General features: G+C 55.1%; 18 protein-coding genes. 12 read left to right on the top strand and 6 right to left on the bottom strand.

Annotation, left to right across the window (positions count from 1 at the left end; all coding sequences use genetic code 11):
* Nucleotides 1-9 precede the first annotated feature (9 nt).
* The gene (gene apaG / locus AC1RSM_RS08690; protein WP_492931557.1) at nt 10-384 is read right to left on the bottom strand and encodes a Co2+/Mg2+ efflux protein ApaG; all 375 of its coding nucleotides are present in this window, start codon (nt 382-384) and stop codon (nt 10-12) included.
* 117 nt (nt 385-501) lie between these two features.
* Here apaG and rpe point away from each other — a divergent pair, with 117 nt between their 5' ends.
* Nucleotides 502-1,197, top strand: a complete 696-nt coding sequence (rpe, locus tag AC1RSM_RS08685; RefSeq protein ID WP_492931555.1) for a ribulose-phosphate 3-epimerase — start codon at nt 502-504, stop codon at nt 1,195-1,197.
* Between the two features lie 56 nt (nt 1,198-1,253).
* Here the strand turns inward: rpe and AC1RSM_RS08680 are convergent, their stop codons facing one another.
* A complete protein-coding gene (locus AC1RSM_RS08680; RefSeq protein WP_492931553.1) occupies nt 1,254-3,056 on the bottom strand; it encodes a GGDEF domain-containing protein in 1,803 nt (600 codons plus the stop codon).
* Between the two features lie 210 nt (nt 3,057-3,266).
* Between AC1RSM_RS08680 and AC1RSM_RS08675 the strand changes: the two genes are divergently transcribed.
* From AC1RSM_RS08675 to AC1RSM_RS08635, 9 genes are all read left to right on the top strand, one after another.
* Nucleotides 3,267-3,947 carry a phosphoglycolate phosphatase gene (locus tag AC1RSM_RS08675; protein ID WP_492931551.1) on the top strand — a complete coding sequence of 227 codons (681 nt, stop codon included), beginning with the start codon at nt 3,267-3,269 and terminating at the stop codon, nt 3,945-3,947.
* Nucleotides 3,948-4,162: 215 nt separating this feature from the next.
* Nucleotides 4,163-5,683 (top strand): anthranilate synthase component I, encoded by a 1,521-nt coding sequence (gene trpE / locus AC1RSM_RS08670; RefSeq protein ID WP_492931549.1) that lies wholly within the window; start codon nt 4,163-4,165, stop codon nt 5,681-5,683.
* Between the two features lie 38 nt (nt 5,684-5,721).
* Nucleotides 5,722-6,285: an anthranilate synthase component II gene (locus AC1RSM_RS08665; RefSeq protein ID WP_492931547.1), complete on the top strand. Its 564-nt coding sequence runs from the start codon at nt 5,722-5,724 to the stop codon at nt 6,283-6,285.
* A 3-nt stretch (nt 6,286-6,288) separates the two neighbouring features.
* On the top strand, nt 6,289-7,323 hold the full coding sequence (gene trpD / locus AC1RSM_RS08660; protein ID WP_492931545.1) for an anthranilate phosphoribosyltransferase: 1,035 nt from the start codon (nt 6,289-6,291) through the stop codon (nt 7,321-7,323).
* Entirely contained in the window at nt 7,320-8,120 is an 801-nt protein-coding gene (gene trpC, locus AC1RSM_RS08655; protein ID WP_492931543.1) for an indole-3-glycerol phosphate synthase TrpC, read from the top strand. The genes trpD and trpC overlap by 4 nt, the downstream gene beginning before the upstream one ends.
* Nucleotides 8,117-8,572 carry an HIT family protein gene (locus tag AC1RSM_RS08650; RefSeq protein WP_492931541.1) on the top strand — a complete coding sequence of 152 codons (456 nt, stop codon included), beginning with the start codon at nt 8,117-8,119 and terminating at the stop codon, nt 8,570-8,572. Before trpC ends, AC1RSM_RS08650 begins: the two co-directional genes overlap by 4 nt.
* A gap of 294 nt (nt 8,573-8,866) precedes the next feature.
* Nucleotides 8,867-10,690 (top strand): ribonucleoside triphosphate reductase, encoded by a 1,824-nt coding sequence (locus AC1RSM_RS08645; protein WP_492931539.1) that lies wholly within the window; start codon nt 8,867-8,869, stop codon nt 10,688-10,690.
* A gap of 149 nt (nt 10,691-10,839) precedes the next feature.
* Nucleotides 10,840-11,022, top strand: a complete 183-nt coding sequence (nrdD, locus tag AC1RSM_RS08640) for an anaerobic ribonucleoside-triphosphate reductase (protein ID WP_492931537.1) — start codon at nt 10,840-10,842, stop codon at nt 11,020-11,022.
* A 5-nt stretch (nt 11,023-11,027) separates the two neighbouring features.
* A complete protein-coding gene (locus tag AC1RSM_RS08635) occupies nt 11,028-11,780 on the top strand; it encodes an anaerobic ribonucleoside-triphosphate reductase activating protein (RefSeq protein ID WP_492931535.1) in 753 nt (250 codons plus the stop codon).
* Nucleotides 11,781-11,790: 10 nt separating this feature from the next.
* Here the strand turns inward: AC1RSM_RS08635 and ubiT are convergent, their stop codons facing one another.
* Genes ubiT through ubiU form a run of 3 tightly spaced genes read right to left on the bottom strand, consistent with a single transcriptional unit; the run spans nt 11,791 to nt 14,229 of the window.
* On the bottom strand, nt 11,791-12,297 hold the full coding sequence (ubiT, locus tag AC1RSM_RS08630; RefSeq protein ID WP_492931533.1) for a ubiquinone anaerobic biosynthesis accessory factor UbiT: 507 nt from the start codon (nt 12,295-12,297) through the stop codon (nt 11,791-11,793).
* 15 nt (nt 12,298-12,312) lie between these two features.
* Nucleotides 12,313-13,215, bottom strand: coding sequence for a ubiquinone anaerobic biosynthesis protein UbiV (gene ubiV / locus AC1RSM_RS08625; RefSeq protein ID WP_492931532.1), 903 nt, complete (start codon nt 13,213-13,215; stop codon nt 12,313-12,315).
* Between the two features lie 18 nt (nt 13,216-13,233).
* A complete protein-coding gene (gene ubiU, locus AC1RSM_RS08620; protein WP_492932964.1) occupies nt 13,234-14,229 on the bottom strand; it encodes a ubiquinone anaerobic biosynthesis protein UbiU in 996 nt (331 codons plus the stop codon).
* A 249-nt stretch (nt 14,230-14,478) separates the two neighbouring features.
* On the opposite strand from ubiU, the gene AC1RSM_RS08615 reads away from it, so the two are divergent.
* Together AC1RSM_RS08615 and AC1RSM_RS08610 are read left to right on the top strand one after the other, a co-directional pair.
* A complete protein-coding gene (locus AC1RSM_RS08615) occupies nt 14,479-14,700 on the top strand; it encodes a DUF2249 domain-containing protein (RefSeq protein WP_492931530.1) in 222 nt (73 codons plus the stop codon).
* A gap of 4 nt (nt 14,701-14,704) precedes the next feature.
* Nucleotides 14,705-16,072 carry a hypothetical protein gene (locus tag AC1RSM_RS08610; RefSeq protein WP_492931528.1) on the top strand — a complete coding sequence of 456 codons (1,368 nt, stop codon included), beginning with the start codon at nt 14,705-14,707 and terminating at the stop codon, nt 16,070-16,072.
* Here AC1RSM_RS08610 and AC1RSM_RS08605 read toward each other — a convergent pair.
* Nucleotides 16,011-16,781: a Crp/Fnr family transcriptional regulator gene (locus tag AC1RSM_RS08605; RefSeq protein WP_492931526.1), complete on the bottom strand. Its 771-nt coding sequence runs from the start codon at nt 16,779-16,781 to the stop codon at nt 16,011-16,013. The two genes, AC1RSM_RS08610 and AC1RSM_RS08605, sit on opposite strands and share 62 nt — an antisense overlap.
* Nucleotides 16,782-17,845 lie beyond the last annotated feature (1,064 nt).

Raw genomic sequence — 17,845 nt, 5'->3', positions numbered from 1 at the left:
GTTTTGGCCTTAGTGCAAGGTACGGGGAGAGGACAGGATGAATTCCTGAATGGCGACTTCAAAGGGCACGCCATTTTCACCAACACATTGATAGCTTCCCCGCATCGTGCCAAACGGGGTACTCAAGGGACAACCACTGGTGTATTCAAAGGTCTCGCCCGGGGCCAGCACCGGCTGTTGCCCGACTACTCCCAGGCCTCGGACTTCTTGAACCTGCTGATTGTCGTCAGTAATGATCCAGTGACGACTGATAATTTGCGCCGTCTGCTGTCCATTGTTGGTAATCCGAACGGTATAGGCAAAAACATACTGATTGCTGTCGGGTTCAGATTGCTCAGGCAGGTACTGGGGCGTGATGCGCACCTCAATATCGTCAGGCTTCATAATGGATTCCAGGTTACGGCTGTACAAATACGGGCCGCTGCACGCGATCCCGCTTGAAACTATAATGATGACATATGGTCACGATTTTCGTGATGTCTAATCTTTACGGCACCTATTATGTCCCAAGCCAGCTCCACACGTATCGCTCCCAGTATTTTATCGGCCGATTTCGCTCGTCTGGGCGAAGAAGTCCGCAATGTTATCGCTGCGGGCGCCGATTGGGTCCACTGCGATGTCATGGACAACCACTTTGTACCCAATCTGACCTTCGGTCCCATGATCTGTGCGGCGCTGCGCCCCCACACGACGGCTCCCATCGACGTGCACCTGATGGTGGAACCTGTCGATGCCCTGATCCCCGAGTTTGCCAAAGCCGGTGCCAACTACATCAGCTTTCACCCTGAAGCCTCACGCCATGTGGACCGCACCCTGTCGCTGATCCGCGACCACGGCTGTAAGGCCGGCCTGGTATTTAACCCGGCCACCCCCTTGAACTGGATGGATCACTTGATGGACAAGCTGGACCTGGTTTTGCTGATGTCGGTGAACCCCGGCTTTGGTGGCCAGAAATTCATCCCCAGCGCATTGGACAAGCTGCGTCAGGCACGTGCCCGTATTGACGCCTGGACGGAGCAAGGCGGCCAACCCATTGTGCTGCAAATCGACGGCGGCGTGAAAATCGACAATATTGGCGCCATTCGCGCGGCCGGCGCAGACACTTTTGTGGCTGGCTCGGCCATTTTTGGTCAGCCCGATTACGCTCAAGTCATCAGCGAAATGCGCAAAGAGATTGCGCTGGCCGAAAAAGCCTAAGCCTCAACAGCCATCCCTAAGATCTACGCTTGCAGCAAACCTGCCTTCTGGCAGGATTACTGCAAGACCGTATTGCAACTGAAGTTTTCTTGTCGCACCGGATTGTCAGGGCGTCGTCGCTCTACAAACAGCGCATTGCCCTGAACCCGCTTGGCCTGCGCCTTGGCAGAACTGGCCAGCTCTGCAATTAAAGAGCCCGAATACAATTCGGGCTCATCAACGGTGACTACCCCCAAGGACAGGCTCACTAGCGGGTGAAACACCTGCACTCCTTGACGGTTCTCAGCCAGATACCCACCTGCTTGCCGATGCTCTTGCAAGTACAAGGCCTCTAGTTCCGTCGTCAGTTCGTCCAGAATCCCTTGGCAACGCTCGGCCCAATCGGAGCTGGTGAACACCAAAATGAAATCATCCCCGCCCACATGGCCCACAAAATCCATACGTGCCACAGCATGACGCGTAAAGAGCTCGGCCATCGTGCGCAACAACTCATCCCCTTTGCGATAGCCGTATAAATCGTTGTAAGGCTTGAAATGGTCCAGATCGGCGTAGCACACCGCAAAGTTCTGGCGATTGCGCAGCAAGCTATCAATATGCTCATCAATAGGCACATTGCCCGGCAACTGCGTTAAGGGGTTGGCGTAGCGAGCCGTCATGATCTGAATCTGCGTGATCTCCCGCATCAGCTCCACGCTGGAGCCCAGGCCCAAATACTCGCCCGCCCCCGTAATGATGAAGCCATCGCTCAAGGCATCTCCGGCTCCTTGAGTCATCAGCGTTCCCAACTCCAGCAAACTGGTGTCGCAGTCCACGATCAGCGGCGGGGTTTCAATGAACAAAGAACAAGGTTTATTGCCATACAACTCGCGGTGATACGGGCGGGCCAATTGGTCATACAGCTGGCTGCGGCGCAAAATCCCCGTGGGCCTGCCATCTCGCAACAAGGCCACTGCACTCAAATCCGGATGGCTTTGAAACAGCTCATAAACACGATTAGTAGGGGTGTGGTCCGGGACTGCTGGCGCTGCACGCAGCAGTCGCCGCACACTCATGGCATCGCGACCTTGCACCTGACGCTGCGCCCGCTGGTTCAAAGGGCCAAACAGAGCAGCTTGTACCGGTTCTAACTGAGGCGGGGGATTGGGCTGTGGGCGACACAGCAAATAACCTTGGCCGCAAGCTACCCCCAAGTAACGTAAGGTGCGTAATTCAGCACTAGTCTCGATGCCTTCGGCAATGACGATGGAGTGAGCATGGCTGGCTATATCGCAAATGGATCGCACCAACTGCTGCTTGAGCACATCGCTATCAATGTCCCGCACAAAGTATTTGTCGATCTTGACGTATTCGGGGCGCAATTCCGACCATAAACGCAGGGAGGCATAGCCTTCACCCAAATCATCAATGGCAAACTGCAAACCTTCCTGCCGGTAAAGCTCAATGGCCTGATTTAAATAGTCATAACTGTCCGTGCGTTCCGACTCGGTCAGTTCAACAACGACCCGGCTCCAATCAATGCCTTCCAGCTGCGGCATCCCTGTACGAGGCTCAATGCGGGCCGATGGCAACATGCGCATCACCACATCCGGGCTGGAATTCAAAAATAGTTTGCCCAGCAAGCCCTGGCGATTAAAACTGTTGATCAGGGTGTGACAACACAGCTCTTCCAAATCCCATAAGCGCCCGCACTGCCGAGCAGCATCAAACAAGGCTAATGGCGAATAAAAACTGGTGTCCTTCGGCCCCCGTATCAAGCCCTCGTAACCCAGAATAAAGCCCGACTTCAAATCAACAATGGGCTGAAAGACGGGCGTAACTTGTTTTTCTACGAGAATCTGATGAAATGTATCGAGCATCATACTTCCGCTCCTAGGGCCTTTCTGAACGGACAATCGAAAGCCAATCTTGTACCAAAATACGGTTTGCTCACTAAATCGATAAGCCCGTGTGCAGTAAGGAGCTTTATCATGATGAATCAAACGAGATTAAAACCCGACATCCCGAAACCTTTTTCTGCTCGACATTAACAGGAATTTGACAATATTTTGTCACAAGTTCGCTACAAAAAGATGAATATTTTCTCTGTACTGTTTGATTTGGACGGCACACTGCTCGATACCATTCCCGATTTGGCCTCCGCATGTAACTCCATGCGTGTAGACCTGGGTTTACCCGAACTCCCAGTAGAGACTATTGCCACCTTCGTTGGTAAAGGCTCGGAAAACCTGGTGAAGCGTGCACTGACCGATCTGCCAAATCCGCCTGAGAACCAGTCCCAGGCCTTGGAATCATTTTATTACCATTACCATTTGTGCAATGGGCGGCACAGCCGCCTGTATCCAGGTGTACTAGAAGGATTGGATGATTTTCAAAGCCAGGGAGTGCGTCTGGCGGTCGTCACCAACAAGCCAGAACAATTCGCCCGTCCCCTGCTGGAAAAAACCGGGCTGGCCCATTATTTCGAGCTGATTGTGGGTGGCGATACCTGCCCGCGTAAAAAGCCCGATCCCATGCCATTTCTCCATGCTTGCGAGCAGATGCAGATCGATCCGGCCCAAACTTTGGTGGTGGGCGACTCAGTCAATGACGCCCAAGCAGCACGGGCTGCCGGGATACCCGTCCTGCTAGTCCCATATGGATATAACGAGGGCTTGGATGTGCAAAGCCTGGATTCCGATGGTATAGTTGCCTCTATTGCCGACGCAGCCATGTGGCTGCGCAACAAACGCAACACCATATTTACGTCATAAAATTCATGTCTACTCGCACTCACGCATCCACTATCTACGGCGCTTATTGGCGCTGGTGGCGTTCGTGTATCGGGTAGATATAACCTTGAAGTCTGGCGTCCCTGCAAAGTAGTAAACAGCGGATCGCCTCCAGGAAATAAGCCCGGTAATCACAACGACCGGGCTTTTTTTTGTTTCTGTCCGGCTCGTCGTACCCACTGACCCTCGAGATCCAAATGACAGAAATAGAATTCAATGCCCTAGCAGCAGAAGGCTTTAACCGAATCCCCCTGATCGCGGAAACGTACGCCGATCTGGATACGCCCCTGTCCATTTATCTGAAACTGGCACACAACGGCCCTGAGGGCGGCCGCTACAGCTGCCTGATGGAATCGGTTGTGGGCGGCGAGCAGTTCGGTCGCTACTCCTTTATTGGCTTGCCAGCCCGTACCGTGATTCGCAGCTACGGCCGCCACACAGAAGTGCTGCACGATGGCAAGACCGTCGAAACGGTAGAAGGCGACCCGCTGGAGTTCATCGAACAGTTCCAGGCTCGCTTCAAAGTGGCCCTGCGCCCCGGTCTGCCCCGTTTTGCGGGTGGCCTGGCCGGCTACTTTGGCTACGACACCGTACGCCACATCGAACCGTCCCTGGGTCTGAACCGCAAGCCCTTCCCGTCCGATCAGGAGGAAGGCGTGCCTGACATCATGCTGCTGCAAGTGGACGAACTGGTAATTGTGGATAATCTGGCCGGTCGCACCTACTTGCTGGTGTACGCCGACCCAGCCCAGCCTGAAGCCTACGTACAAGCCAAGCGTCGCCTGAAAGAATTGCGCGAAAAACTGCGCTCGCCGGTGGTGATTCCTTACGCCTACGCCAGCATGCAGACCGAATGCGAACGTGACTTCGACAAAGAGGACTACCTGAAAGCCGTCACCCGCGCCAAGGAATACATTGCCGCTGGCGATCTGATGCAAGTCCAGGTTGGCCAAGTCATCACCAAGCCCTTCCGCGATTCGCCGCTGTCCCTGTACCGCGCCCTGCGTTCGCTGAACCCCTCGCCCTACATGTACTTCTGGAACTTTGAAGACTTCCAGGTGGTCGGTGCATCGCCAGAAATTCTGGTTCGTCAGGAAGAGCACCGTCACGAAGGCCGCAATCAGGAACGCGTCACCATTCGCCCCCTGGCCGGTACCCGCAAGCGCGGCGCCACCCCCGAGGCCGATGCTGCTTTGGCCGCCGAGCTGAAATCCGACCCCAAGGAACGCGCTGAACACCTGATGCTGATTGACTTGGCCCGCAACGACATTGGTCGTATCGCCAAGACCGGCACGGTGGAAGTGACCGACACCATGACCATCGAGCGTTACTCCCACGTTCAGCACCTGGTCTCCAACGTCTGCGGCGAGCTGCAAGACGGCATGAGCCAGATGGACGTGCTGCGTGCCTCCTTCCCGGCTGGCACTTTGACGGGTGCCCCCAAGGTGCGCGCCATGGAAATTATTGATGAGCTGGAGCCCGTGCGCCGTGGCGTTTACGGTGGTGCCGCCGGATACCTGAGCTACTCAGGTGAAATGGATCTGGCCATTGCCATCCGCACCGGTGTCATCAAGGACGGCATGCTGTATGTACAAGCGGCTGCCGGCATTGTCGCCGACTCCGATCCCGAAAAAGAATGGCAAGAGACCGAAGCCAAAGCCCGTGCGGTTATCCGCGCTGCTGAACAAGTGCAATTCGGTCTGGACGAGCCCATTTAATCGCCCCACAGCCACCTTTTTTTTGCCGGAGTATTCCCATGCTGTTCATGCTCGATAACTATGACTCCTTCACCTATAACCTGGTCCAGTACTTCGGAGAATTGGGCCAGGAAGTGGTGGTACGACGCAACGATCAAGTCACCCTTGAAGAGATCGAAGCCCTGAACCCCAGCCACCTGTGCATCTCGCCCGGCCCTAAATCCCCTGTGGATGCGGGCCTGTCAGTCGCACTGATCCAGCACTTTGCAGGAAAGCTGCCGATTCTGGGAGTCTGCCTGGGCCACCAGGCAATCGGGCATGCCTTTGGTGCACGCATCATCCGTGCGCAGCAAATCATGCATGGGAAAGTTTCCCCCATTAGCCACCAGGGCACAGACTTATTCACCGACCTGCCTTCGCCCTTTAACGTCACCCGCTACCACTCTCTGGCGATCGAGCGCGACAGTCTGCCCGCCTGCCTGCACGTGACGGCACAAACCGAAGATGGCGAAATCATGGGTATCCGGCACCGCGAACTGCCTATTTACGGCGTGCAATTTCACCCTGAATCCGTACTGAGCGAGCACGGTCACGCCCTGCTGAAGAACTTTCTGGACCTGTAAATCATGAACACCATCACTCCTACCGAAGCACTGGTGCGCTGTATCGAACACCGGGAAATCTTCCACGACGAAATGCTGCACCTGATGCGCATGCTGATGCGTGGTGAAATGTCGCCACAAATTGCCGCAGCCCTGCTGATGGGTCTGCGCGTGAAAAAAGAAAGCGTGGGTGAGATTTCCGCTGCCGCCCAAGTCATGCGCGAATTTGCCACGCCAGTTATTACCCCGAACCCAGACGAGTTGCTGGATATGTGTGGCACAGGCGGGGATGGCTCCAATACCTTCAATATTTCCACCGCCGCCATGTTCGTGGCCGCCTCGGTAGGGGTGAAAGTGGCCAAACACGGCAACCGCAGTGCCTCTTCATCGTCAGGCAGTGCGGATGTGCTGGAAGCACTAGGCGTCAGTCTGGCTTTCTCTCCGGAGCAAGTGGCGCAAAGCATTGCTGAAACCAATATCGGCTTTATGTTCGCCCCCGCCCACCACGGTGCGATGAAAAACGTCGCCGCAGTCCGCAAAGAACTGGGTGTGCGTACCATTTTCAATATTCTGGGCCCCCTGACGAACCCAGCGGGTGCCACAAACCAGCTGATGGGCGTGTTCCATGCCGACTTGGTGGGGATTCAGGTTCGAGTCATGCAAAGACTGGGTGCCAAGCACGTTCTGATTGTGCACGGCAAAGACGGTATGGATGAGGCCTCTCTGGGCGCCGCCACGCTGGTGGGTGAGCTGAAAGACGGCCAGGTACGTGAATACGAGATTCACCCGGAAGATTTTGGCATGGCCATGACCTCCAACCGCAGCATCCGCGTCACCAGCCGCGAAGAATCCGCCTTGATGATTATGGAAGCCCTCAATAACCAAGAGGGTACGGCTCGTGATATCGTGGGCCTCAACGCCGGGCTGGCCATCTACGCCGCCAATCACGCTGATTCCATAGAGCAAGGTCTGCGCATGGCCTTTGAGGCCATAGCCAACGGCGCCGCCCGAGAAAAACTCGAACAATTCCGCGCTTATACAAGGAAGTTAAACCCATGAACGACATTCTGGCCAAAATCCTCGACACCAAAAGAGCTGAAGTCGTCACCGCCCGCCAACTGCGTAGCGAATCTGATTTGCTGCGCGAAGCGAAGAACCGGAACGACCTGCGCGGCTTTGCCAGCGCCATCGAAGACAAAATTGCGCAAGGCAAGCCTGCCATTATTGCGGAAGTCAAAAAGGCATCTCCGTCCAAGGGCGTGATCCGTGCCGACTTCAACCCTACAGAAATTGCCTCCAGCTACGCTGCCCACGGTGCGGCTTGCCTGTCAGTCCTGACCGATATCCAGTATTTTCAGGGTTCTTACGACCACCTGCGTCAGGCACGCGCTGTTTGCGCCCTGCCCGTGCTGCGCAAGGACTTCATCATTGATCCTTACCAGATCATCCACGCCCGGGCCATGGGTGCGGACTGCATTCTTCTGATCGTGGCGGCTCTGGATAAAGACCAATTAATGGAATACGAAACCATGGCCCATGAGCTGGGCATGGATGTACTGGTTGAAGTGCATGACCGTGCCGAGCTGGATATTGCCTTGCAAATGAAGACCAGCCTGCTGGGCATCAATAACCGCAACCTGCGCACCTTTGAAACCAGCACCCAGAACACCTTGGATCTGCTGCCTTTCATCCCCAGCGAAAAACGTGTGGTCACCGAAAGTGGCATTCACACTCTGGAAGATGTCGCTTTGATGCGTGAGAATCAGGTTCAAGCCTTCCTGGTCGGCGAAGCTTTCATGCGTGAGCCCGATCCTGGCGTTGCCCTGCAAAACCTCTTCTTTGGCCAACCCGCATGAGCCTAGGCACATGCCCCTTATGTGCGTTAAAGCCCGACCAACTGCTCTGGTCGGGCGCTGGCATTCTGGTACTTGCCGTCACGGACAGCCCATTTCCCGGCTATACCCGCGTGATCTGGCAAGAGCATGTCGCTGAGATGACGGACCTGCCCGAGGAACAGCGGCAAGCAATTATGGCAGCGGTGTACGTGGTCGAACAAACCCAGCGCACACTGCTGGGGACAGCCAAAATTAATCTGGCCCAGTTTGGTAACCAAGTCCCCCACCTGCACTGGCACATCATCCCCCGCTGGCGTGATGATCCCTATTTCCCGGACTCTGCCTGGTCACCCGCACCCGAACGCAATGCTGAGCAAAAGCAAAGCTGGTCGTCCCACGAAGAACATCTGCTGGAGCAGGTTGCTGAGTATCAACACAACTTGAAAGTCGCACTCCAAGCGCGCTTTAGTTAAACCAGGCTGACTGAATACCCAAGAACTGCCGGCGCAATGCCGGCAGTTTTGTTTTCTTCGCCCGCATTGCACCCCCTAATTGCTGGATCAAAAGAAGGGTATGACAGGCATTGCCACACCTCGCCCCCCCTTAGCGGCATCAGACAGCAAGTGAACATCGCCCACCGCGAGCTCGTCTGTTCTAGAAATTAACCTAGATCAAGCCTGGTCCACAATCGTCTAGCCCAGCCAAAAACCACCATATATAGTGTCATGAATCCTAAAAATCACTATATATAGGTTTTTAAGCAGAATATGGCTACCCAGGAAACCACACAGCGCCCCGCTGCGCAGCTCGACATTATCCGGTCTATCACCGAGTATTTAGACCGCCAGGACTGGCGCGTTCAGGCCAACGCCAACCAGGGCTATTCGCTCGGTGGGTTGATCCTGAATAGCTCTGGAAAAATGATTGCCAACTATTGGCTCAGCCATATCTACCCTGAAGCAATCGGCCAAGCACACCGTCAAGCGGATCTGCACATCCACGATCTGGACATGCTCTCTGGTTATTGCGCAGGTTGGTCTTTACGGACCTTTTTAAACGAAGGCCTGAACGGCGTCCCCGGAAAAATAGAATCCGGACCGCCCCGGCATCTGAGCAGTGCAGTTGGGCAAGTCGTCAATTTCCTGGGCACCCTGCAAAACGAATGGGCCGGAGCCCAAGCCTTCAGCTCCTTTGACACCTATATGGCGCCCTTCGTGCGCAAAGACGCGCTGAGCTACAAGCAAGTGCGTCAATCCATGCAGGAGCTCATCTACAACCTGAATGTGCCGTCGCGTTGGGGCACACAAACGCCCTTTACCAACCTGACCTTTGATTGGGTCTGCCCCGATGATCTGCGCCAGCAAGTTCCGCTAATCGGTGGCGAGGAAATGCCCTTTTGCTACGGTGATCTGCAGACCGAAATGGACATGATCAACCAGGCCTATATCGAGGTCATGAGCGAAGGGGACGCTCGCGGACGCGCCTTCACCTTCCCCATCCCCACCTACAACATCACCCGCGACTTTGACTGGCACAGCCCCAATGCCGAGCGGCTGTTTGCCATGACAGCCAAGTACGGCCTGCCCTATTTCCAGAACTTCATTAATTCTGAACTGGAACCCAATATGATCCGCTCCATGTGCTGCCGCCTGCAGCTGGATCTGCGAGAATTGTTAAAGCGGGGCAATGGTCTGTTTGGCTCCGCCGAGCAAACCGGCTCATTGGGCGTTGTCACCTTGAACTGTGCTCGCTTGGGCTACCTGTACCAAGGTGATGAGGCAGGCTTGTTCACTCGACTGGATGAATTGCTAGAAATGGGCCGCGAAAGCCTTGAAATCAAGCGCACCGTCATTCAGCAACTGATGGATCAGGGCTTGTTTCCCTACACACGCCGCTACCTGGGCACCTTGCGTAATCACTTTTCCACGCTGGGGGTAAACGGTATCAACGAGATGATCCGCAACTTCACCAATGACAAACACAATCTATGTACACCGTGGGGGCACCACTTTGCCCTGCGTCTACTCGATCATATCCGTGAACGCATGGTGGAATTTCAAGAAAACACTGGCCACCTGTACAACTTGGAAGCAACGCCGGCCGAAGGCACCACCTATCGCTTTGCCAAAGAGGATCGCGCGCGCTGGCCTGACATTTTGCAGGCGGGCACCGATCAGATGCCTTATTACACCAACTCCTCGCAACTGCCCGTCGGTTTTACGGAAGATCCCTTTGAAGCCCTGGAACGCCAGGACGAGCTGCAAGGCAAATACACCGGCGGTACCGTGCTGCATCTGTACATGACGGAAGCCTTATCCAGCACCGATGCCTGCCGCAACTTGGTTCAACGGGCCTTGAATCGCTTCTCCTTGCCCTACATCACTGTCACACCTACGTTTTCCATCTGCCCCCAGCATGGCTATTTGTCCGGCAAACATGAGTTTTGTCCGCATTGTGATAGTGAACTACTGGCACGCAAGAAGGCGGCCCAAGCACAAAAAGAATCACAGGATACGCTGCAAAATCACGCCCACGCCAGCTCCCAACGACAGGCATCGGCTTCCGACCCAGCGCAAGCCCCCATCCACTAAACCCTGCGGTTTTCACGCTGGCACACCAACACCCACCGCTTCTAGCAGCACTGCAGCCTATCAGCGCATAGCCGTCATTTGAACCCCGCCCCTTGGCGTCCCACCCTTTTTGCACCCTGTAGAAACAAGCTTTTATCTAAGGAGTTTTCATGAACCAGACCCCCATCACTCTGCACGATTCCGAACGCCAGCCCTGCGAAATCTGGACCCGCGTCATGGGCTATCACCGCCCCCTGTCGTCATTCAATATAGGCAAGCAAGGCGAATTTCATGAGCGACGTTACTTTACTGAAGCAGGTGCCTCCCTAGATACCTCTGCACAAAACACGTAAACATCATGAGTCACGCCACGCGCCATCTTTATCCAGCCGTCCGGCCATCACGCAGCCTTGCCCTCAAGGTGGGGGGCTGTACGCCCTTTTCGGCAACAGACTACCCCGGACAATTGGCCGCCGTCATTTTTGTCCAAGGTTGCCCTTGGCGCTGTGGCTACTGCCATAACCCGCATCTGCAAGAGCGCACGCCAGACAGCGCCATTGCTTGGGACAGCCTGCTGGATTTTTTGAATAGGCGCGTAGGCCTGCTGGATGCCGTGGTATTTAGCGGTGGTGAACCGACACTGGACCCTGAACTGGGAGCAGCGATACGAGCCGTGCGCAGCTTGGGTTTCAAGATAGGTTTGCATACGGCCGGCACTCATCCGGCCAGACTATTGGAGATTCTGCCTTGGGTCGATTGGATAGGTCTGGACATCAAGGCTGAATTCGAGCACTACGATGCCATCACTCAACGCCCCAATAGCGGAGCCCCAGCCTTGCGCAGCTTGCAATTGCTGCTGAATGAAGGCGTCCTGTTTGAATGCCGCAGCACGATACACCCGCAGTTGCACAGCCCCTCCTCCGTTCAAGCCTTGGGGCAGCATCTCCATCAATTGGGGGTGCAGCGCTACGCCGTGCAAATTTTCCGTAGCCAAGGCTGCGACGATGATCTACTCAAAAAAAATGGGCAGGCTTTGCAAGCCTACCCAGGTGAAGATGTCCTGCAGAATCTTCAAGAGCTATTCCCACATTTCGAGGTACGTCGCTCCTGAAGCAGTGCCCTCAGGATGCAGAAGAACGAAGCGGGCGGCGCAGCACATTTTGTAAAGCTGCCTGCCCCTGCTTGATCACCGCGCGCGGATGCAAAAGATCAGGATCAAGCGAGTCCAGTGTGTTCTTCACCATTAAACCCAGCTCCGTATCCCCTTCAATAGACAAACGCCGGTTAAAGAACAAGGTGTCCGGGTCCTCCTTGCGCTGCAACAGCTGATAGAAAGCCCAGACATCGGCTTTAAGGATCAAGTCCGGATTTTCTGTGTTTGCGCTCAGCGGATAAAAAGCCCCCTGACGCCAGGTGTAATCAAAGGCCAAACCTGCGTCGGCTACCTGTATGCGTAAAGCTCGACCTTCCAGGCGTTCAGCAATATCCGCGGGCAGATGCGGACGCATCAACACATTCAAACCTGTGCAAAACAGACGAGATCCGGGCCAGGGCGGCAAGCGACTCAATACGCCCGCCACGGCGGTGGGCAAGCGGGGGAAAGAGCCTTGCATTGTTGTTTCATTCACAGCTACATCCATCCCTTAAAAACGCTCAGAAACTGGCGCTACCCACTCCAGGCCGGGGCGCCCATGCCAAAATCCATTGCAAGCCTTGGCGGGCAATAAGCCCACCAAATCCTCTTGCGCATCTCTTGCCTGAATACGCCCCTGGGCCACATCATGAAACAGGCTGACGACCCCTTCCATATTCTGTGACTGAGGGCTTAAACGCAGCATGTCCACCCCAAGCTCACGCAAATCCTGCACTTGCTCCAACAAGGTGTAGACCCAAGCTGATTGCGTCTGTATGCCATTGATCGTTAAAAATCCTTGTCCTTCACGAGTCTCTAGCAGCAAACCATCGGGGTAGTCCATACACACATACTGGCAGTTATCTTTAGGCAAGTTACGATTACGCGCGGCAAAGCAACGGGCCGAGAAAGCCAAAGGCAAACGCCCAAATGCAAAAACCTCTGTTTCCAAACCTGCTGGTCTGTCCTGCTGCAACTGCATCAAACCCGTTCGGCCCATCTCCAAAGGCATCACCCAGCGTACTGCGCCTTGAGAAGCAATCAGGTCCAGCACTGGCCCGTTATAAATATTCAAAAAAGGGCCGGCGACAAAGTCCCGGCCCTGCATCAAACGTACTGCCCCCATATCGTTGGCTTCGACCAGATAGTCGTGCTGTTCAGTGACTTTGCGCAGCGTATTCACATCCCGTCCCGACTCCAGCAACACCTGACTGGACAGCACAGGTACTTTGCCAGCCTCGGCCAGCATCTGGGCAATATCCAGCCAGTCTTCCAGCCGTAATTCATGCCGTCTGGAACACACTGTTTCGCCCAGGTAGACCACATCCACAGGCCAAGCGCAGCAGGATTCATAAAACTGCAAAGTAGCAACGCGCGACCAGTAGTACTGCAAGGGGCCTAAAGATAGTTTCATGTTCGAATCTCCCATGCTTTACTTCCAGGGCCGAGAATAGGCACCCAGCGTATGTTGCTGCCCTTCGGCCAATTTATTCAAAGCCCCCATCCAGGCCGGATGCACTGAGTAGCGGGCTTGCGTAGACTGAGCCAGATCGATGGCCTGACGCCAGACTTGAGTCACCTGCGCTACATAAGCGGGGCTGCGTTGACGGCCTTCAATCTTGATGGCGCTGACCCCGGCGGCCAGTAGCTGCGGCAAGAGCGACAAGGTGTTCAGACTGGTTGGCTCTTCCAGTGCATAGTAGTTTTCACCCGCCACATCAAAACGCCCTTTGCACAAGGTGGGGTAAGCAGCGTTCTCTCCGTCCTGATAGCGGTCAATCAACACCCCGTTCAGGCGCGAATCCAGACCCTGATCGGTTTGTTCCCAGCGCACATGGGCCGCAGGTGAGCAAACGCCGTGAGTATTAGGTGATTCACCCGTTGCATAGGAAGACAGAGCGCAGCGTCCTTCAACCATCACGCATAAGCTGCCAAAGCCAAATACTTCCACTTGCACCGGGACTTGTTCGCAGACCTGTTCAACTTGCGTCATCGACAACACACGGGGCAGCACCACACGCTGGATTCCAAAATGCTCGTGGTAGTACTTGATGGCTTCTGGATTCGTGGCGGAGCCTTGCACCGACAAATGCAGACGCAAATCCGGATGGTGCTGGCTGGCATAAGCCATCAAGCCAGGGTCCGCCATAATGACGGCATCGACCTTGGCCTGTGCCGCCCGATCTACCGCGTCGCGCCATTGCTGCCAGGCACTGGGCTGAGGATAGGTATTAAGCGCCAGCAGCACCTTGCGGCCACGCTCGTGTGCGTAATCAATTCCTTGGGCGATGGCACGGGCATCAAAATTAAGCCCGGCAAAGTTCCGGGCATTGGTGGCATCCCGAAAACCCAGATAAACGCTATCTGCACCGTTATCAATGGCCGCCTTCAAAGCAGGCAAGCTACCCGCCGGACAGACCAATTCCATCTGCGGGTTCTCAGGCGCGGCAAACGCCGTGGACGCTGTATTCATGACACTCCCCGATCAGAAATCTGGCCAGGGCTGATCCTGGCTCGATAAGACCACCACTATGCCTGCTCTGAAATTAAGGGGCCTTAACGCATATCAAATTCTTCCCACCTCCTGACCGGCGGCAAACAAGTCCCACTTTGCTTGTGCCACAGGCCCGCACAATGGTCCACAATGCCTGCCAAGCCCTTCATGCCGGAGCCCTTGATGACACACACTGAGATCACCCTGGACGCGCGCGGCTTGCCCGCGCCCGAGCCTTTGGAACACTGCCTGGAAATATTGGCTGAGCTGGGTCCGGAGCAAAGCTTGCTGATGCTGCTGGACAGGGAGCCCTTTCCTTTGTATGAAATCTTGCGGCGCAGCGGCTTTATCTATCACGGCACCATGCAAGAGAACGGCTTCAAGCTCACCATCCGCAGGAATTAAGTCTATGCAACGCGCTTTATCGCTGGATCAGTCGCCTTCCTTGTCCCTGACCCTGCCCTTGTTCGCAAACGTGCCTTTCTTTGGACTCTTGGCTGCCATCCTGGCCATCTACAGCGGACCGGAGCTATTTAACTCCCGCTGGCATCCAAGCACTCTCGCTCTGACCCATGCCTGGACTTTAGGCATCATAGGCAGCGCCATGCTGGGCGCACTGGCTCATATTCTGGCGGTCGCCTGTAATGTCCCCATTCAGGTATCCCGGACACGAGCACTCCTATTTTGGGGATTGTTCAGTGCCGGCACACTCTTGCTGATCACTGGATTTATAAGCTGGCAAAGTTGGGCCTATCAATGGGCTGCCCCTTTTCTGGGAGTCTCTCTAGGTGCCTACTTACTGAGCGCAACAGCAGCCCTCTGGCGTTCCCGCCGACAGGTATTTCGCGGAGCCAAAGAGATAGTGGCTCCGATTCGTCTGGCCTTGCTAGGCCTGCTGTTTACCGTCTCGACGGGGCTAGCCATGCTAATCGCTCTCGCAAGCGGACAAACCATACCCAATCTGCTGAGCCTGCACATGATGATGGGTTTGGCCGCTTGGGCAGGCTTACTGCTGATGGCCATGTCTTTCCAGCTAGTACCCATTTTTCAAGTTACCGAGCTGTATCCCGCCCCTTTAGTGCGCTGGCTACCGTGGGTCGTCGCGGCTTTTCTAATTGCTCAATGGGCTTTGGCGCCACTGCCCGGTCCTTGGCTACCCGTCCGTGACCTAGTCACCTATCTGATTTTCTTGGCCTACGCCTTGTGGGCCATAGTCAGTTGGACACGAATCTGGAAACGCAAACGTCCGACAGCTGGTGCCAGCACCTTATTCTGGTACAGCTCATTAAGCAGCCTGCTGGTCGGTGTCGCGCTGAACTTTTGGGCGAACTCTCCCGCGGGCACCAATGGGGATCTGGCCTTGGGTGTCCTGCTTATCATGGGTGCCTTGGGATCTGTAGTTTGCGGAATGCTCTATACCATCGTGCCATTCCTGCTGTGGCGCGAAGCACAAGAGCAGGTCAGTGTAGATGCCGACAATCCCGAACACACCCGTGCGCTTCTGCGGCTGATCCCTAAAACAGCTCACTACATTCCTGCCTCTATTGCGCGTGCTCATTGGGCTTTGCATAGCCTGAGCACCATCATTTGGACGGGCGCCGGTCTGGGTATTGAGGTATTTGCCCAGGTAGCTGCCCCTATGCTGCTTTTGTCCTTTATCACCCTGTCCTGGGCGCTATGGACGGCATGGCACCGCTACCACCAAAGCCTGCGTGCTATGCGCGCATATCAGGCAAAGCACCGTATTGTCGCAAAGCAGCACTGTCCAGGATCGTAAAATTGCGGCGCTGGACTCGAATCAGGCCCCGGTCAATTAAGTCGCGCAAGGTGCGAGACAGATGCTCCGGGGTCAGATTCAAGCGCGAAGCAATTACCGACTTGCCGACATCTATTCTGAACGTCGCCCCTTCTTCTCCGGGCCACTCGTGTAGCAAATAGCTCACCAATCGCTGTACCCCATTTTGCAGGGTGTAGGCTTCCAGCTCGCCCATCAGTCTGTAGAGCCGCTCGCTCAAACCCGCCAGCATCAGACGCGCTACGTCACTCCCCTTGCCTAATTGCTCCATCAAAGTATCCCGACCAATATGCAGGAGCAGTGAATCCACCAAAGTCTGGGCCGTCACAATATAGTTGCGCCCCATAAACATGAGCGCTTCACCGAAGCCTTCGCCTGGACCAACCAGACGCACCACACGCTCTGCCCCAGATGAGGATACAAAAACCAGTTTCACCCGGCCGTAGACCAGCATGTGAAAGCCTAGGCACGGGTCGCCACTCCGAAACAGAGTCGTCCCCCGCAAGGCGTGGACCTCCTGCGTCCCTTTGGCAATGGGCTCCAGCTGCTCCGGTGGCAACTCCTTGAATATTGGCAGATGCGCCAGCTGCGCCTGTATGCGTTTCCAACGTCCAGGCCCCTCAGCTACGGCTAACCTTGTATCCGCTGAACCCTCATTGCTTGCCTGATGAGCAGTATCTTGAGCGACCATCTTTATTCCCTAGAACCAAATGAAACCCTAGCTAGACTGACACACTCCCTACCTTCCGGCTCACACTAGCTCGGCGCCTGATTGACGCAAGTCAAACAGATCTTGAGGCAGTGAACAATCAAGACAAGGACTTAGTCGGAAGTCCTAGTTCAGCATGATTTAACAGCAGATCCAAGCAAGAAGCAGTCAAATTTGACCACCTTAGGTGAAGGGATAAATTTTTGAGAGTAGGAAAATGATGGGTGGTTTCGTACAGCGGAGCTAGCTCTTCGATAGGTTTTTCGGGAGGTTTTTTATGAGTTTCTTCCTGCTTTTACTGAGGCATGGAAGTCTATTCCTGTTTCCAACCCGGACTAACTTTACTTTGCCTAACTTTGTCTTGCTTTGCCTTGCTCCGCTTCCAGATGATTGACAGTGAATACTCAGAGAATCTGCCGGCAATAAAATAAACGGGATCAGTCAGCACTTTTTTCCGTATTTATTGCCGGGGGCTAACTAAAGCTGTGTGAAAGCAGGAAGCAGGCTAGATCGAAAGCTGCTTGGGGGAATAAAACACGATGCAAGCTGTGATGTGCTGGTGTGCGCTATTACGCGGAGAGGCGGTCATGAGCAGCGTTAGGCGCGCAAGCCGGTGAGCCAGCGGCTCACTAGCTGGGAGGTCAAGATGGTGCTCTATAACGCGAAAAAAAACGGTCTCATGCGCAGCGCCAAGCGCACAGGAGCTAGCTGGGAGGTGCGGATGGTGCACTATGACGGGGAAAAACGATCTCATGTGCAGCGCCAGGCGCACAGGCGGGTAAGCTAGCAAAGCAGTGTAAATGGAGCTCTAGGGTGCGGAGAGACAATGATGGGCAGCGTTAGCCGTACAAGCCGGCGAGCTCTTGCCACGCCTTGATTCGAGCTTTAACTGTATGACCGTGGCAGGTATGCCACCGTTGGTCGCCGATGTCTATTTCGAGCGCCCAAAACAAAACCCCCACAAGCAGTGCTTGCGGGGGTTTTGAGGAATAAGAGCTTGACGATGACCTACTTTCACAGACGTCCGTCCACTATCATCGGCGCAA

The organism is Alcaligenes sp. GW821-FHT11D07, from assembly GCF_058808495.1.
The sequence above is the reverse complement of the archived record's forward strand: the minus strand, read 5'-3'. Positions and strand labels throughout refer to the sequence as shown.

Coding starts and splice junctions, on each gene's coding strand:
- apaG (WP_492931557.1), bottom strand. CDS start 384: ATGAAGCCTGACGATATTGAGGTGCGCATCACGCCCCAGTACCTGCCT.
- rpe (WP_492931555.1), top strand. CDS start 502: ATGTCCCAAGCCAGCTCCACACGTATCGCTCCCAGTATTTTATCGGCC.
- AC1RSM_RS08680 (WP_492931553.1), bottom strand. CDS start 3,056: ATGATGCTCGATACATTTCATCAGATTCTCGTAGAAAAACAAGTTACG.
- AC1RSM_RS08675 (WP_492931551.1), top strand. CDS start 3,267: ATGAATATTTTCTCTGTACTGTTTGATTTGGACGGCACACTGCTCGAT.
- trpE (WP_492931549.1), top strand. CDS start 4,163: ATGACAGAAATAGAATTCAATGCCCTAGCAGCAGAAGGCTTTAACCGA.
- AC1RSM_RS08665 (WP_492931547.1), top strand. CDS start 5,722: ATGCTGTTCATGCTCGATAACTATGACTCCTTCACCTATAACCTGGTC.
- trpD (WP_492931545.1), top strand. CDS start 6,289: ATGAACACCATCACTCCTACCGAAGCACTGGTGCGCTGTATCGAACAC.
- trpC (WP_492931543.1), top strand. CDS start 7,320: ATGAACGACATTCTGGCCAAAATCCTCGACACCAAAAGAGCTGAAGTC.
- AC1RSM_RS08650 (WP_492931541.1), top strand. CDS start 8,117: ATGAGCCTAGGCACATGCCCCTTATGTGCGTTAAAGCCCGACCAACTG.
- AC1RSM_RS08645 (WP_492931539.1), top strand. CDS start 8,867: ATGGCTACCCAGGAAACCACACAGCGCCCCGCTGCGCAGCTCGACATT.
- nrdD (WP_492931537.1), top strand. CDS start 10,840: ATGAACCAGACCCCCATCACTCTGCACGATTCCGAACGCCAGCCCTGC.
- AC1RSM_RS08635 (WP_492931535.1), top strand. CDS start 11,028: ATGAGTCACGCCACGCGCCATCTTTATCCAGCCGTCCGGCCATCACGC.
- ubiV (WP_492931532.1), bottom strand. CDS start 13,215: ATGAAACTATCTTTAGGCCCCTTGCAGTACTACTGGTCGCGCGTTGCT.
- ubiU (WP_492932964.1), bottom strand. CDS start 14,229: ATGGAATTGGTCTGTCCGGCGGGTAGCTTGCCTGCTTTGAAGGCGGCC.
- AC1RSM_RS08615 (WP_492931530.1), top strand. CDS start 14,479: ATGACACACACTGAGATCACCCTGGACGCGCGCGGCTTGCCCGCGCCC.
- AC1RSM_RS08610 (WP_492931528.1), top strand. CDS start 14,705: ATGCAACGCGCTTTATCGCTGGATCAGTCGCCTTCCTTGTCCCTGACC.
- AC1RSM_RS08605 (WP_492931526.1), bottom strand. CDS start 16,781: ATGGTCGCTCAAGATACTGCTCATCAGGCAAGCAATGAGGGTTCAGCG.